Origin of the sequence: Acinetobacter lwoffii (assembly GCF_022967985.1) — a bacterium.
Taxonomy (GTDB): Bacteria; Pseudomonadota; Gammaproteobacteria; order Pseudomonadales; family Moraxellaceae; genus Acinetobacter.
The window spans coordinates 25,390-40,682 of record NZ_JALJVC010000024.1 but is presented as its reverse complement, the minus strand read 5'-3'; the positions used below and the strand labels follow the sequence as shown (position 1 = coordinate 40,682).

The following is a 15,293-nucleotide window of genomic DNA, read 5'->3' as shown; positions in this document are numbered from 1 at the left end:
AAATTGATCTAATAGCAACACAATAATAGGTAATCATTGGACTGCTATCATGAATTATTAATTATGTAGTTGATATTTAATTTTTATGAATCTTCACTTTTTAATAGAAATTTAGTTGCTCTCAGAGCTTGATGTAATGGTGTTTTATCTTTTTGCAACTTACTCAGTAATGCTGCACCTAACCACATTTGGTAAAGTACTTGTGCCAAAGTAGAGGCCTCGGTATCTGCTTGGATAGACTGATCCTGTTTTCCCAAATCAATTAAACCAGCAATACGTTGGATTACATCATCAACGCCAGCGGACATAATCGAGCGCATATCTTCAGATAGATCGGCAACTTCTGCGGCAAGTTTCACAATTAAACAGCTATCCGCCCAACCACACTGTGTTTCAGGATCTTCTATCCATAAATTAAAATACTCAATCAGCTTTTGATAAGGGGATTTATCACAACGCCATACATCATTTAAACGGACTTGGTAATTGTCTACATAATGCTGTACCAATTCACATCCGAAAGCTTCCTTAGATTGGAAATAATGATAAAACGAGCCTTTAGGGATTTCACAGCTCTGTAAAATTTCCTGTAATCCTACGCCAGTAAAACCTTTATGCAAAATCAGGTCTGAACTGGTGTTAAGAATGTGTAAGCGCTTCGCTTCAGACTTTTTAATAGGAGTAGGCTTCATATTAATTATTTACTCTATTGTAAAAAATAGACCAGTCGTATTGTTTTTTATTATAACTCATCTACAATGGATGTAAAGAAATTTTAATCACAGTTTTTGATTGTGAAGAAAAATACTTTTAAATAAAACATGGAGTTATATGTGTGAAAACAGTTATTAATCAACGCATCGTTTTAGCTAAACGGCCAGTGGGTGAGCCAAAACACAGCGATTTTCGTATTGAACAAGTTGAGCTCAATGAACTTAAACAAGGCGAGATATTGTTAAAAACTATTTACTTGTCACTCGATCCTTATATGCGTGGTCGCATGAGCGATGCTCCTTCATATGCAGCACCGGTTGAAATTGGCGAAGTGATGGTCGGTGGAACAGTCAGTCAAGTGGTGGCCTCTAAAAACCCAAAATTCAAAGAAGGCGAGTGGGTTCTTTCCGGAAATGGCTGGCAGGGCTACGCAATTTCTAATGGGTCTGCCTGTCAAAGCTTAGGTATGCAACCTGAACATCCATCTTGGGCATTGGGTATTTTGGGAATGCCAGGATTTACTGCTTATATGGGGTTGTTGGACATTGGTCAGCCTAAAGCCGGTGAAACATTAGTCGTTGCAGCTGCAACGGGACCTGTTGGTGCTACGGTTGGACAAATTGGCAAACTTAAAGGTTGTCGCGTGGTTGGCGTCGCAGGTGGGCCTGAAAAATGCCGTTATGCAGTAGAAGAACTCGGCTTCGATGCTTGTATCAATCATCATGATGAAAATTTTGCAGAACAATTACAACAAGCAGCTCCCAACGGTATTGATATTTATTATGAGAATGTCGGGGGTAAAGTGTTTGATGCGGTATGGCCATTGCTTAACTCTGCGGCACGTGTACCGGTTTGTGGTGTGGTTTCCCAGTATAACGCTACCGAGCAAGCACAAGGGCCAGACCGTTTACCGGGCTTTATTTCCACCCTTTTAAAAAAGCGTATTCGCATGCAAGGCTTTATTATTTTTGATGATTATGGCAGTCAGTATCCGGAATTCTATCAGCAAATGTCTGAATGGTTGAAAGACGGAAAAATCAAATATAAAGAGCATATGGTGCAAGGTTTAGATAACACGATCAATGCTTTCAATGGTATGTTGAAAGGCGAAAACTTTGGCAAAGTGGTTGTAAAAATTTAAAAAAATAGGAATTATCATGATCACACTACATCATTTAGATCAATCACGTTCTTTTCGTATTTTGTGGTTACTTGAAGAAATCAAGCAGCCCTATGAGCTGAAACGCTATTATCGTGACTCAAGCACGCATTTGGCCCCTGACTCTTTAAAAACCATTCACCCTTTAGGGAAATCTCCAGTATTGGAATGGGATGGCAAAGTTATTGCAGAGTCAGGCGCAATCGTTGAGTTATTAATTCAGAAACTTGCGCCGCATTTAGCACCAGATATGGATGAATCTACCTATGTCGATTATCTACAGTGGATTCATTTCTCAGAAAGCTCTGCCATGCTGCCATTTTTGTTAAAAACGTTTAATACGATAGAAACCAAGCAGGGCACGAAGTTGGTATTTCTAGAAAATTATACTCAAGTTGAGTTCGATAAAGTATTTGGCCATTTAAATGAATATTTAAAAGATAAAGAATTTCTAGTGGCAGACCGTTTAACCGGTGCTGACTTCATGATGGGCTTTGGACTACATGCTTTAGTTTATCATATGGGACAAGGTGAAAATTATCCCCATATCCAACGTTACGTAGCAGGTTTAAGCCAACTACCTAGCTGGCAAGCCGCAGTACAAATTGAACAAAATGGTGTGAAAAGTCAAAAATAGCAAGATTGTTTTTTTAAGGCAATTGAGAAAAAGAATCATGATTGACAAGTACATCTGGTTATAAAATAAGCTGACACTTATTTAAAGTAAACGCCTAATGAATTTCATCGGGCGTTCTCTATTTTAAAGATAAGGAATTACCATTATTTAAGATAAGTTTCGCCTATTCTTTCACTGCAAATTCCTATCAAAAGGGCTTGAATATCACGACGGTTACGTTGAAAGATATAATCAACTTTTGAAAGAAAAGTGACAAACGCACAGCAAGATTAAATTATTCCTCGGGGTATTAAACAAGTAATCTATATCATTTTACTAACATAAACACATCTGCGTAAAAATCACGCCCCGCTTAACTGGCAATAGTTTTTGAACCCTTGTATAAAAGCTTAAAAGAATCTAGCAAGTCTTTAGACTTCTTGCATTAGTCAAAATTTAAACAGCATAAAGCTACATTTAATAAGGTTTTAGCCAATTCAAAAATTAGGTAAAACGATACTTTCGCAAGAGGTCTTTTATTTAATGTTAATACTCATCCAGTATTGAGGTTTTTTATCTTTTCTTGCCTGTGATCTAGGTTGTAATACTCTAATTTCATACTCACCTGAAGCAGGTAAAATATAAATACCATTATTATCAAGCTCTGGAGAATATTCTCCAAGATTGCAATATCAATATGCTTTTGTCTTCTACAAAGCGTACTGTACGAATATCACTGATATTCGGGGCTGCTCAGCCGCAAAGTTTAATCAGACTTTGCATAAAGCCAGTGACCATACGTAAAGACAGACGGAATAAGGATTTAATCATTAAGCAGCATTGGATGGCTGCGTCGGAGTAGGTTTGATTTCGCCCTTGTTTGCCTTTTGATGGGGCATACCATTGCGTAGCTGGATCAAACCAAATGGCAATATTTCCGCGATGAATGCGTGCTCGGTTATATGCGAACCAATTGGTTGTGCGGTAAATTTTATGTGTATGCTTCTTCATTTGAAAATTATATTGCTGAAAAAGTCCTTAAGAACAGCTTTGCGCAACAAAGCCGTTCGAGATTGTTATGATCTTTTTTTGACGGAGAACAAATTTTCCCTGATCAAGCAAATAACTTTAAAATTTTCTTAGTGAGCAAGATGGCCAATACTTATTAGAAGAAAAATCTTTTGTTTATGATGCTGAAAATGATCAATTTCTAGAATCGGATATACAGGCATTTTATTCCCTTTCGTCTGCAATTCTAGACTAGCAAGACCCGTCTTTTAAAGGCAGTTTTCCTATGTAATAACATGATAAATCAGAATTAGGATTGTAAATTTTTCACCCACCAAATTTTTTTGTGCTAGCTGTTATAATGCGCCAAATTGCTGCCAAGTCTCATCATTATGTAAAGAGTCATAATAATTTTGCAGTTCTACTAAATCATAATATTGAATATAAGCTAATAGCAATAGGCCGAGGATCAGTCCAACTTTAAGACAACTAAGTCTATTTGGCTTTCTATATAAATTATCTATTCCAAAGGCAGTTAAAATTAAAGCAGGAACCAATACAATTGTTTTTAAATGGTTTAGAAAGTGAATTCCATGTGTATACAATAACCCAATAATAAGCAAAACTATCCCTAAACTGGTGTAAATACGGTCATGGAGAGAAGTGCGTAACGCGAAATTACATTGAAAAGCTAAAATAAAAGTTGCAAATAAATAAAAACCAGTTCCACCAATAATGAACGTATAAATTGCATTGAATAGGCAATAAGCCAACAACACTGATAGTACGAAAGAATAGAGTTTGGTATAGAGAATATGTGAAAAGGGGAAAATCTGTTTCATAATTTGCTTTATTGAAAACTCACATCATATTAAAAGAAGATTTGAAGCTTAACATGCTATTCACTTTTTGCCACTGTGGCATTTTTTTTTAGTGTTGGAGATGGCTTGAATAAATGTCGCGTACGAGTAAAGCTTAGACCACAGATTATTAAACACAGCGTCCCTCCAATAAGTACTGCTGGCACCACAGAAAAATAGCGCGTCATCAGGCTCATGTGTAGGGCACCGAGCTGATTGCCTGAAGTGACTAATATGCCATTTAAAGCCGCTACACGCCCTAATAGTGCTTTTGGGGGGAGTTGCTGTAATAAAGTTTGTCGAATGACCATGCTGATGCTATCAAAGGCACCGATTAAAACAAGGAAGAAGACTGAGAGCCAAACATGGGAGGATAGTGCAAAGGCTAAAGTACACAAAGCAATTGCAAAACTACTATAGAGCATATTTCTCCATGCATTTTGCATCGGAGAATAACAGGTCAACATCAACATCATGATACAGGCGCCAATAGCTGGTGCAGCTCTGAGTATACCTAAGCCTTCAACACCAAGATGCAGGATATCGTGTGCAAAAATAGGCAGTAAGATAATGACACTACAAAAAAGCATGGCGCTGAGATCCAGCAACATACTCCAAAACATTAGTGGATGTTTAAAAATAAACAAATAGGCTTCTTTCAAACTTTTGCTTAAATGCTGTTTATGAGGGCTAGGGAATTGACGAGGACTTAATCCGAATAAGCAGATGCTACCCACGCAACACAAGAAAAAAACAATAAAGAGGGTTTTTTCAAGCCCAAGTTGGCCGAGTAAAAGTCCTGCGCATAAAGGCGCTAAAATGCCGCCTATTTGCCAAATGAGCGCGGTCCATGTGGCTGCATTGCTATAGGCTGACTCGGGGGTTAGAAAAGGGCGTAATGAATTAAATGATGGGCTGTAGATGCCTCTAAGTATGCCTAAGCAAAAGATGAGGCTATAAATGCCGCATAAAAGTGTATTTTGTTGAATGTGCTGTTGTTGGTACTGAGAAAAAAGAACAATAAATAATAATGGAATTAAAGTGCTACAGCTAAAACTCCACTGCACAATTTTTTGTCGGTTATAGCGATCAGCCCAGTCGCCACTGATCAGGGAGAGGCAAATAAAGGGGAGTAACTCAATTAAGGCAATCATGCCAAGGCTGAGTGGATTTTGAGTGAGTTGATAGATACTATAAGCAATGACGACTTCTTGAATCATGATGGTTAGAATTAAGCACAACTGATTGACACTCAGAAGTGAAAAATCACGTGAATGAAAAGCCAAAAAAGCATCGGAATGGAAAAGCGACATACACAGAATAGTTTCAAATATGAATTAAAAAAGGATGGCGCAAAGTCCATCCTTTTTAGGGTTTAAAGCAGATTACTGTGCTTTTGCTACCGCAATAGTTTCGTCATTTGCAGCTTTAGCCATAGGTGTATATTTCAAACCAAGGGTTGTGCTGGTGTATTGGCGAACTTGGTCAAGAAGCACAGGATTAGTGCTGAGTTCTTGTTGGTACGATTTTACAATTTCATGTAATTTCGGATTCCATTTACCTGCTACTTGCTGAGGGAATGCTTTTTCAAGCAAGCTCAACATAATATAAGGGGAAGTTGAAGCACCAGGAGACGCACCTAATAGGGCAGTCACAGCACCATCTTGTGATGCAAAAATCTCGGTACCAAATTGCAAGCTTGCAGGTTTGCCTGGTTCTTTCTTAATGATTTGAACACGTTGACCACCTTGATTCATGCGCCAGTCCTCTGGTTTTGCATCAGGATAGTATTTTTTCAACTCATTAAAACGGTCTTCATCGGTCATCATGACTTGGCTAACTAAGTATTTCACCAAATCAAGATTTTCCATACCCACAGCGGTCATTGGTAAAACGTTGTTCTTAGTGGTTGATTTCAATAAATCAAGCTGAGAACCTTGTTTTAAGAACTTGTTTGAATAAGTTGCAAATGGACCAAACAACACATATTTTTTACCGTCGATATAACGTGTATCAATATGTGGAACAGACATTGGCGGTGCGCCTAATTCAGCACGACCATAAACTTTTGCAGTATGGCCTTCAGTGACTTTTGGGTTGTCGGTCATTAAGAACACGCCACCTACAGGGAAGCCAGCATATTGCTTCGCTTCTGGTAAGCCTGTCATTTGTAAAAGTTTAACCGCTGCACCGCCTGCACCAATAAAGACAAAGCGCGTTTTCACATGATCTGTTTTTCCTGTAGTGAGGTTTTTAAATGCAACAGTCCACGTTTTATCATCGTTTTGGCTAATGCCAGTCACTTCAGTCGATGTTTGTAACTGGAAATTAGATTGTTTTTTAAGGTGATCGACCAATTGAGTGGTGATCGAACCATAGTTCACATCCGAACCTACATCCATGCGTGTTGCAGCTACTTTTTGTGCAGCATCACGGCCATTCATCACCAATGGTGCCCATTGTTTAATTTCAGCAGGATTCTCAGAGAATTTCATGCCATAAAACATTGGGTTTTTAACCATTGCAGCGTAACGTTTTTCTAGGAAATTCACGTTATCGCCCCAAACGAAGGCAATGTGCGGTACAGGGTTGATAAAGCTATTTGGTTGACCCAAAACGCCTTCTTTGACTTGATAAGACCAGAACTGTTTTGCAACTTCAAATTGTTCCGCAACGTTCACAGCTTTAGAAATGTCCATTTTTCCATCTTTTTCAGAGGTATAGTTCATTTCCATAAAGCCAGAGTGGCCTGTGCCAGCATTGTTGAAGCCGTTTGAGCTTTCTTGGGCAACGTTGTCTAGGCGTTCATACATACGAATTTGCCAGTTTGGCTCAAGTTCACTAAGATATGTGCCTAGGGTTACACTCATGATGCCACCACCAACTAAGACTGCGTCAACGACAGGCTCATTGCTGGTGTTTTGAATTTTCTTAGACGCGATAGGTCTAAATAAAAAGATTAGTGCTGCAATAATAAGCAGAACGATGAATACCAATAGGTATTTTAAAAATTTGTTCATGCGATTATGACCATGGAGGGCAGGTTTGGATCGCTTTATAGCGAAGACAAGAATAACAATTATGGTGATAGGAACACTTGTAAAGAATTAGCTTAGAGAATTGAAGTAATACTCAAAATTACAAGTATACAAAGATTAACGTTCGAAGCTATCACACATTTTTGATTGATGGATATTTTAGACTAAATATGTATTGACTTAGTAATTTTTATTGTAAATGAACATAATTAAAATATAAATACCAATGATGTTTGTTCTTGTTTATTGGTTTTTATTTTAATTCAATATCTGGTTTAAAAAAAATCAGATGTTGAATATTTATACAAATACTCAGTAATTTATTAAAAAGAAGCTTATAACTTGTTTCAAGGTTACTTTCCAACGGCTTTATTGCACAAATATTTGAAAGGCAAAGCGCCCCTAATTGAGCCAAATTTAAGGCGTAACTTGGGTAAGTGGTCGACCTAATTCTGTAAATCTGTTAAGGACTGCTACACGTGCATGAACCTCATTGTGAACCGTACCGGGTTTGTTGGAGACCAACTTTCCTGAGATGAGAAGCATTGCTTCGCACGACGTAGCGAAGCGTAGTGTTCCGATGAAAAAAGTAAAATATACCCCTGAAATCAGAGATAGAGCGGTTCAATTATTGATTGACTACCAAGACGGTATCTCAGGTGAGTGACTTTACGTATATTCAAACAAATTCAGGCTGGGTCTATACCGCCTTTATTATTGATGTGTTCTCACGAGCAATTGTTGGATGGAAAGTATCAACACGTATGAATACAGATATGGTGCTCGATGCACTGGAGCAAGCATTGCACGATTGAGGTATGCCAAGGAATGTGATTCATCATTCCCATAGAGGTGTTCAATACCTTTCCATTCGCTATACCAATCGTTTAGAAGCAGCAAATTTACGAGCATCAATCGGTACAACGGGGGACTCATACGATAATGCTTTGGCTGAAACAGTGAATGGCTTATACAAAACAGAGATGATTGAATATTTAAAAGCAGATTGGCAAAGTTTAGCAGATGTACAACTTGCGACATTAAATTGGGTAGATTGGTTTAATAAAAAGCATGTACACAGTGCACTGGGTTATGTATCGCCTTTTGAGTTTGAAGCAATGTACTATGATAAGATTAACCCGTTAAGTCAGGTGGCCTAACTTAAATAAAAAAATCTCCGATAAATCCGGTAAGGTTCAAAATGCGATTTATGGCTTTTTTATGTAAAAAAAAGTAATATTTGTTTTATTGTTAAATTATAACAATTAGTATAAATACACCTATGATTTACAGATGAAAAAGGTAGTTAAATGAAATATTTTTTAAGTTTAACTTTGTTAGTTTTAGCAATGACTGGGTGTACTTCGAGTCCAAAGACTGAAACTTTACAAGATAAGGCTACAAGCAATACTTCAGCTGATATGCAGGTCCTTAAATTTTCTGGTCCGAATGGTTTATTAATTTTTCTGAAATCATCGGATAACTTTGAAACTGCTTTAATGACTGATAACTCAGGCATGGTATATCGTTTAAAGCAAACAGTTGCTGGTAGTGGTATTCGTTTAGCTAATAATAATGGAGTTTCAATTCACTTTAAACGTGGTGAAGGGGTTGTTGAATTTGTAAAAGACCAGCCAATCAGCATTACTGAAGTAAAATAATAAGGTTTAAACTTTAAGAGAACCCCACACCATAATCTGCATACCGAAAGTTGGACACTATTCCTTGAAATGTGGTCAAACATGATCAAGGACTAATTCGCACTCTGTTAATGGGTGAATTCAAACATGAGGTGCGACAGTTTCAAAAGCCTTATGATAATCTGTGTGATTCATAGACATCACTTCAATATAATGGGTGTCTATGAACAGAGAAATTCAACAAAGACTCGTATGGGTTAAATTATTTGAAGAGACCAATAATGCTGGCCTGGTTTGTCGGAGATGTGGCATTTCTAGACCAACTTTACGCAAGTGGTGGAAACGATATTCTGAACAAGGTATTGATGGATTAAGTAGTCATAGTAAATGTCCCTTAAAATCGCCAAATACTAAAATCAATGCTGAGCTAGAAGCTTTAATATTGGAAATGCGCTCAGCTAGAAATCTTGGTGCTCGACGTTTGCAAACCGAATTAATGAGCTGCACGGAGTCTCGTTGTCCTTGGCGACTATCCATAAAGTACTATCCACCCATTAAGTCAAACCGATTAAAAAATTCCGTCGTAAAGTAGATTACATTTGTTATGAACGTCCATTACCAGGCGATAGAATTCAAATGGATACCTGTAAACTCGGTCCTGGACTATATCAGTACACATCTATCGATGACTGCACACGATATCGCGTTTTAAGGATATATAAACGCCGAACAGCTGCGAATACACTCGACTTTTTAACTGTGTAATTGAATAAATGCCTTTTCCCATACAGCGAATACAGACCGATCGTGAACGAGAATTCTTTGTTGAAAAAATACAGAAAAAATGATGCAGTATGGGATCAAATTTAGGCCGAATAAACCGGGTTCACCTCATCTGAATGGCAAGGTAGCGCTCACAAAAGACTGATAAATCTGAGTTCTACGCTACTGTAGATATCGATTCAGAGGAAATTCAGAGCAAACTGGCAGAATGGCAGCATTACTATAACTGGATGAGACCACATTCAGCTTTGCAAGGTAAAACACCGATGGAAAGGTACTTTGAATTATGTGAAGAAACTCCTTTCTTAGATGAAGTCCAGAAGCAATACGCCCCCTCAAATGAACGGATTCAACATGCCAGTTACAAGATGTATTTAGAGATTGCTAAATTGAAACGATCTCTATGAATTACGTATCTATATCATTTTTACTAATATAAAAATATATACGTAAAAATCACGCCCCGTTTAACTGGCAATAGTTTTTGAACCCTGGTATAAAAGCTTAAAAAAATCTAGCAAGTCTTTATTTAATGTTAATACTCATCCAGTATTGAGGTTTTTTATCTTTTCTTGCCTGTGATCTAGGTTGTAATACTCTAATTTCATACTCACCTGAAGCAGGTAAAATATAAATACCCTTATCATCAAGCTCTGGAGAATATTCTCCAAGATTGATGGAGTCTTTTAATTGATTACCCCATAAGTAAGCTTCAACATTTCCTCCAGTCAACTTCACTTTTAACTTTTGCCCTTTTTTAGCATAAAATTTGTAGGAATCATACTTGTATCCATCTATCCTTCCGTAATAATTTGCAGAGTGAGCTTTTTTAGCAAATTTAACTACAATAGTCTTTCGTATATCATTGTTATCATTTGCAAGTACGACAGGGCTAACTATAGTTAAAGTTAGGGCTATCAAAGCGCCAGCTAGTAATTTCGTATTCGCTATTTCCATAATAAGGTTACCCTAATTCTTGTATCGCTCCTGACGTAATAACATAACTAATAAGTAACCATGAATCATAGAGCAGAAATGTGAATAGTCATAACATGGGGCTGCACTTCAAATGCCAATTTAAGACTTGCAAAATCAATGGTTAATTAATTGGTTACTAGGGAATAACCAATCTAAATATAAATTTTATTTAACAATTACTTATAAAAATATGTGATGCGTATGATACGCATCATATGAATATTGCTTAAATTTGCTATAATTGAATTGAGCAGTGTCATTTGTGGTTAGGTTAAAATTCATGAGTCTTACTGAAATTAAGGTACGCCAAGCTAAACCAAAGGAAAAAATTTATTTTCTGGCAGATGATGACGGCTTAAGTTTGAAGATAGAACCAAATGGACGTAAATCTTGGAGTTACCGCTATTCACTTGCAGGGACAAATAAACGTCCTCGCATGAAGTTGGGAGAATATCCTGTAATGTCCTTGAAAGAGGCCAGATCAGTCCGGGATGAATATAAATTTAATGATTATGAAAATAAACCACTGCATAAAAAAGACATCAAAACTTTTCAGGATATTTGTGAAGAGTGGTTAGAATTTAAAGTTAAAAATTCCTTTGAAGATGAACCACGATGCGGTGTAATTCAGCTTGCAAAAAAATGTTTAGATCAGGATATTTATCCAGATATTGGACTAACGCCATTTATTGAAGTTAAAAGATATGATCTAGTTAAAATTATTAAAAATATAGAATCTCGAAATGTAAAAGAACCTGTAAAGAAAGCTTATAGTTATTTAAATCAGATTTATGATTATGCCGTAGCAATGGGGTATTGTGAATATAATATTGCAAATGGACTTCATAAAATATTAGTTAATAATAAGATTAAAAAAAATTATCCGTATTTAAACTCAGATGAACTATCTAATTTCTTAGTTAGATTAGATCAGATTAATACAGATCCTATCATTAAAAAAGCCCTACTATTTAAATTATATACAGGCGTCCGTGGTGGAGAATTATTGCTTTGTGAACCACATCACTTCGATCTAGATAAAAAAATATGGAGAATACCAGCCTTACATATTAAACAATATAGAAGAAAGGTTATTTTAGGTCATGATATCCCTGAATTTTTAGTTCCACTATCTGATCAAGCACTTGAGGTTGTGAAATCAGCACTTGTTTGGTCTCATGGCGAAAAATATGTGTTTTCTAGCCCCCGTAATAATAATAAACCTATTCATTTCAATACCCTGAACTTAATTATCAGAAAAATGGGATATACTAAAAATGAATTAACTTCTCATGGGTTACGATCGACATTTAGTACCATATTAAATGAATCCGGTTTATTTCAATCAAATTGGATTGAAGCACAGCTATCTCATACTGATAAAAATAGAACCCGTGCCAGCTATAATCATGCAGAATATTTTAATCAGCGTATGGAAATGATGCAATGGTGGGGCGATTTTATTGATAGTTGTACTGTATAATTAATGGTTATGAAATCCAATTTTTAATTAGCATATATGAGTAAGTATATAAAATCAGGTTTAAGAATTATTAAGGCTGAAATATTGTAAAATAAAATACTTATAGTCTATATTATTTATTTTATACGATTTATAAGAGCCTTAGTTTTCTAATAAATTAATTATTATTGTACACATAAATAATCCACTAACCTTGCGGAGATCTTTATATGATATAACATGCTCGCCAAAAGTTACATAAAGATATAACTATTATTGCCTAAAAAAATCCTATAAAGATATTTTTGCAATTACAATTATTAAAACTATTGCAGTATTTTTTGCCATTGCTGCCTTTACTTGGTTTGGTATTGTTTAAAAATTTGGATTAAAAAAGAAGACACGGAGAATATGATGAGTCAACTACTAAAAGATAAAGTCGCATTTATTACTGGTTCAGCTAGTGGTATAGGACTCGAAATTGCGAAAAAATTTGTCAGTGAAGGTGCCAAAGTGGTCATTTCTGATGTGAATGCAGAGAAGTGTGCTACAACTGTAGTTGAACTTCAAAAGGAAGGTTTTGATGCTTTTTCTGCTCCTTGTGATGTGACAAATGAAGAGGCATTTAAAATGGCCATTGAGTTGACACAGAAAACTTATGGTCGTTTGGATATTTTAATCAATAATGCAGGTTTTCAGCATGTTGCCGTGATTGAAGATTTTCCAACGGCAGTTTACCAGAAGTTGATTAATGTCATGTTGGTTGGCTCATTCATTGGAATTAAATATGCATTTCCAATTATGAAAGCGCAGCAATTTGGTCGCGTGATTAATATGGCTTCAATTAATGGTTTGATCGGATTCGCTGGTAAGGCAGGCTACAATAGTGCCAAGCATGGTGTGATTGGCTTAACTAAAGTGGCAGCATTAGAATGCGCACGTGATGGCATCACTGTCAATGCTTTATGTCCAGGCTATGTGGATACGCCCTTAGTACGAGGACAAATTAATGACTTGGCTAAAACTCGAAATGTCAGTGAACAAAGCGCATTAGAAGATGTGATTTTAGCAATGGTTCCGCAAAAACGTTTACTGAGTGTAGAAGAAATTGCAGATTATGCGATTTTCCTAGCCAGTGATAAAGCGGGTGGTGTGACAGGCCAAGCTGTAGTAATGGATGGTGGTTATACTGCCCAATAATTGTAGGCATCCTAAGTAGTTCAATGAATAGAACTTACCAAGCTATCCTACAGGCCTTCATTAAGTCCCCACATTAAAATAAATGGGGGACTTAATTCATGATTATAAATACCGATATATTAACCATGATCTGTTGTCAGAAAACCAGGAAAGTAAACGCCCGCTGAAGCTAATTATCCTAACTAGGTAATACTTCGATACTCTCTGCTTCAATTTAACTGAATATCTAAAAAGTCCATAGGAAGCTAAGGATTCAATAAATTTTCTTGATGTTTTATTAGTCAGCTTAGGCTAAATCTATAATTTTGCTGAACAGGAACCTTATCTTTTTAGATAATTTTCATCATATCCAGGATGATTGGGAGCAATCTAATTTGTTATGGGTTATTCGATATAATTGAATCCTAGGCAGATTGAAATTTTATGATAAGTCTAGAAAGAAGGAAAGTAATCTTACTAAACCATTTGGTTTTTAAATATATTATTAATTAAAACCATGATTTTATTCGTATTCCATAAAATATTCTAATTTTGAAAAACATATTATTTAAAGAATTGCAGTTTTATAATTTTTTATTTATGAGTATTTTGTTCTTTAGTTTTCCAAAAGGAGTATCCAATTCCTATAAATAAAATGATGAATGTAATTGAGAGGGATAAGGATGGTGGAATTTTTGCTATACCTAGTCCATCGGCTATAAAGATTTTTGACCCAATAAAAACTAATAATACTGCTAAGGCATATTTTAAATAATGGAAACGTTCGACCATTGCTGATAGGGCAAAATATAAAGCACGTAATCCTAAAATTGCGAATATATTCGAAGTATAAACAATGAATGGATCAGTTGTAATTGCAAAAATCGCAGGAACACTATCTATTGCAAAGATCAGATCTACAAACTCGATCATGATCAGAGCTAGAAAAAGTGGTGTCATAAACCATCTTAATTGATTAGTTTTTGGATCAATTTTCTTTACCCAGAACTTCTCTGCGTGAAGTTTTTCAGTAACGCGAAATCGTTTTTTAATAAAGTTTAAAATAGGTGAATTACCGACTTCATATTCTTTATCAATACTCAGCCACATTTTTATTCCTGTTAATATGAGGAATGCTGCAAAGATATAAAGAACCCATGAGAATTGGCTAACTAGAGTTGCACCTACCCCAATCATCATGGCTCTTAAAAAAATTACTCCTATAATTCCCCAAAACAAGACACGATGTTGATAAATTCTGGGTATTGAAAAATATGAAAAAATCATTGCAATCACAAAGATATTATCCATTGCTAATGACTTTTCAATTACAAAACCCGTTATGTAATTAATACCTGCTGTCGATCCAATATACCACCAAATCCATGCACCAAAAAATAAACCTAATGTGATATAAAATGCTGATAATGCAAGGCTTTCTTTAACTCCAATTTCTCTTACATTACGGTGAAATACTCCGAGATCAAGAATAAGGAGTACAAGTACAATAAGAATAAAAAAAATCCACATCCAAACAGGTTTATCTAAAAAATTAGAAAAGAGAATATCCATCATATTCCTCTGCTTATACTTGTACTTTTATAAAGAGATATGCTCTTTATAGACAATAGTTGTCAATACTTATTTTATGTAAAGATGTATTTAGAATTCACAAACCTTTCCATTTAATCACATGTTGCTTATATGGAATTGTCATAGCAATCCTAAAGAAGTTCGCACTTTTAAAATGCATAATTTTGCAATTTTCTTAGGGAACAGATGGATGTATGAGGTGGTGACTAGGGCGGATAAAGCAGTTGAATGATTATCAGCCTTTTTATGAAGTCTGCGAGTGA

At 35.9% G+C, this 15,293-nt stretch carries 11 protein-coding genes and 4 pseudogenes; 7 read left to right on the top strand and 8 right to left on the bottom strand.

Annotated features, from left to right (window positions below; all coding sequences use genetic code 11):
- Positions 1-83 precede the first annotated feature (83 nt).
- Positions 84-692 carry a TetR/AcrR family transcriptional regulator gene (locus MWG72_RS13120; protein WP_004733176.1) on the bottom strand — a complete coding sequence of 203 codons (609 nt, stop codon included), beginning with the start codon at positions 690-692 and terminating at the stop codon, positions 84-86.
- Between the two features lie 143 nt (positions 693-835).
- Between MWG72_RS13120 and MWG72_RS13115 the strand changes: the two genes are divergently transcribed.
- Complete coding sequence (locus tag MWG72_RS13115) at positions 836-1,855, top strand: NADP-dependent oxidoreductase (protein WP_004733175.1); 1,020 nt, start codon at positions 836-838, stop codon at positions 1,853-1,855.
- 16 nt (positions 1,856-1,871) lie between these two features.
- Entirely contained in the window at positions 1,872-2,510 is a 639-nt protein-coding gene (locus tag MWG72_RS13110) for a glutathione S-transferase family protein (protein WP_004281825.1), read from the top strand.
- A 515-nt stretch (positions 2,511-3,025) separates the two neighbouring features.
- Here MWG72_RS13110 and MWG72_RS15650 read toward each other — a convergent pair.
- From MWG72_RS15650 to mqo, 5 genes and pseudogenes are all read right to left on the bottom strand, one after another.
- Positions 3,026-3,175 (bottom strand): annotated as a pseudogene (locus MWG72_RS15650) (PPC domain-containing protein); the annotation flags it as partial.
- A pseudogene (locus tag MWG72_RS13105) lies at positions 3,172-3,500 on the bottom strand (transposase); the annotation flags it as partial. The pseudogenes MWG72_RS13105 and MWG72_RS15650, both read right to left, overlap by 4 nt.
- 353 nt (positions 3,501-3,853) lie before the next feature.
- Entirely contained in the window at positions 3,854-4,339 is a 486-nt protein-coding gene (locus MWG72_RS13100) for a hypothetical protein (RefSeq protein WP_004733174.1), read from the bottom strand.
- A 56-nt stretch (positions 4,340-4,395) separates the two neighbouring features.
- Positions 4,396-5,670: an MFS transporter gene (locus MWG72_RS13095; RefSeq protein ID WP_247144241.1), complete on the bottom strand. Its 1,275-nt coding sequence runs from the start codon at positions 5,668-5,670 to the stop codon at positions 4,396-4,398.
- Positions 5,671-5,742: 72 nt separating this feature from the next.
- Complete coding sequence (gene mqo / locus MWG72_RS13090; protein WP_247144240.1) at positions 5,743-7,377, bottom strand: malate dehydrogenase (quinone); 1,635 nt, start codon at positions 7,375-7,377, stop codon at positions 5,743-5,745.
- 677 nt (positions 7,378-8,054) lie between these two features.
- On the opposite strand from mqo, the pseudogene MWG72_RS13085 reads away from it, so the two are divergent.
- From MWG72_RS13085 to MWG72_RS13075, 3 genes and pseudogenes are all read left to right on the top strand, one after another.
- A pseudogene (locus MWG72_RS13085) lies at positions 8,055-8,555 on the top strand (IS3 family transposase); the annotation flags it as partial.
- A 150-nt stretch (positions 8,556-8,705) separates the two neighbouring features.
- Complete coding sequence (locus MWG72_RS13080) at positions 8,706-9,056, top strand: hypothetical protein (protein WP_247144239.1); 351 nt, start codon at positions 8,706-8,708, stop codon at positions 9,054-9,056.
- Positions 9,057-9,258: 202 nt separating this feature from the next.
- Positions 9,259-10,225, top strand: a pseudogene (locus tag MWG72_RS13075) (IS481 family transposase).
- A 118-nt stretch (positions 10,226-10,343) separates the two neighbouring features.
- Here the strand turns inward: MWG72_RS13075 and MWG72_RS13070 are convergent.
- Entirely contained in the window at positions 10,344-10,775 is a 432-nt protein-coding gene (locus MWG72_RS13070) for a PPC domain-containing protein (RefSeq protein ID WP_004281816.1), read from the bottom strand.
- 301 nt (positions 10,776-11,076) lie between these two features.
- Here MWG72_RS13070 and MWG72_RS13065 point away from each other — a divergent pair, with 301 nt between their 5' ends.
- Both MWG72_RS13065 and MWG72_RS13060 read left to right on the top strand, forming a co-directional pair.
- Positions 11,077-12,279 (top strand): tyrosine-type recombinase/integrase, encoded by a 1,203-nt coding sequence (locus MWG72_RS13065; RefSeq protein ID WP_247144238.1) that lies wholly within the window; start codon positions 11,077-11,079, stop codon positions 12,277-12,279.
- A 393-nt stretch (positions 12,280-12,672) separates the two neighbouring features.
- Positions 12,673-13,458, top strand: coding sequence for a 3-hydroxybutyrate dehydrogenase (locus MWG72_RS13060; RefSeq protein ID WP_247144237.1), 786 nt, complete (start codon positions 12,673-12,675; stop codon positions 13,456-13,458).
- A 573-nt stretch (positions 13,459-14,031) separates the two neighbouring features.
- On the opposite strand, the gene MWG72_RS13055 is transcribed toward MWG72_RS13060, so the two are convergent.
- Positions 14,032-15,012 carry a TerC family protein gene (locus MWG72_RS13055; RefSeq protein WP_247144236.1) on the bottom strand — a complete coding sequence of 327 codons (981 nt, stop codon included), beginning with the start codon at positions 15,010-15,012 and terminating at the stop codon, positions 14,032-14,034.
- Positions 15,013-15,293: the final 281 nt, after the last annotated feature.

Excerpts from the sequence above, each read along its gene's own strand:
- MWG72_RS13120 (WP_004733176.1), bottom strand. The coding sequence starts at position 692 with ATGAAGCCTACTCCTATTAAAAAGTCTGAAGCGAAGCGCTTACACATT.
- MWG72_RS13110 (WP_004281825.1), top strand. The coding sequence starts at position 1,872 with ATGATCACACTACATCATTTAGATCAATCACGTTCTTTTCGTATTTTG.
- MWG72_RS13100 (WP_004733174.1), bottom strand. The coding sequence starts at position 4,339 with ATGAAACAGATTTTCCCCTTTTCACATATTCTCTATACCAAACTCTAT.
- MWG72_RS13095 (WP_247144241.1), bottom strand. The coding sequence starts at position 5,670 with ATGTCGCTTTTCCATTCCGATGCTTTTTTGGCTTTTCATTCACGTGAT.
- mqo (WP_247144240.1), bottom strand. The coding sequence starts at position 7,377 with ATGAACAAATTTTTAAAATACCTATTGGTATTCATCGTTCTGCTTATT.
- MWG72_RS13080 (WP_247144239.1), top strand. The coding sequence starts at position 8,706 with ATGAAATATTTTTTAAGTTTAACTTTGTTAGTTTTAGCAATGACTGGG.
- MWG72_RS13070 (WP_004281816.1), bottom strand. The coding sequence starts at position 10,775 with ATGGAAATAGCGAATACGAAATTACTAGCTGGCGCTTTGATAGCCCTA.
- MWG72_RS13065 (WP_247144238.1), top strand. The coding sequence starts at position 11,077 with ATGAGTCTTACTGAAATTAAGGTACGCCAAGCTAAACCAAAGGAAAAA.
- MWG72_RS13060 (WP_247144237.1), top strand. The coding sequence starts at position 12,673 with ATGAGTCAACTACTAAAAGATAAAGTCGCATTTATTACTGGTTCAGCT.
- MWG72_RS13055 (WP_247144236.1), bottom strand. The coding sequence starts at position 15,012 with ATGATGGATATTCTCTTTTCTAATTTTTTAGATAAACCTGTTTGGATG.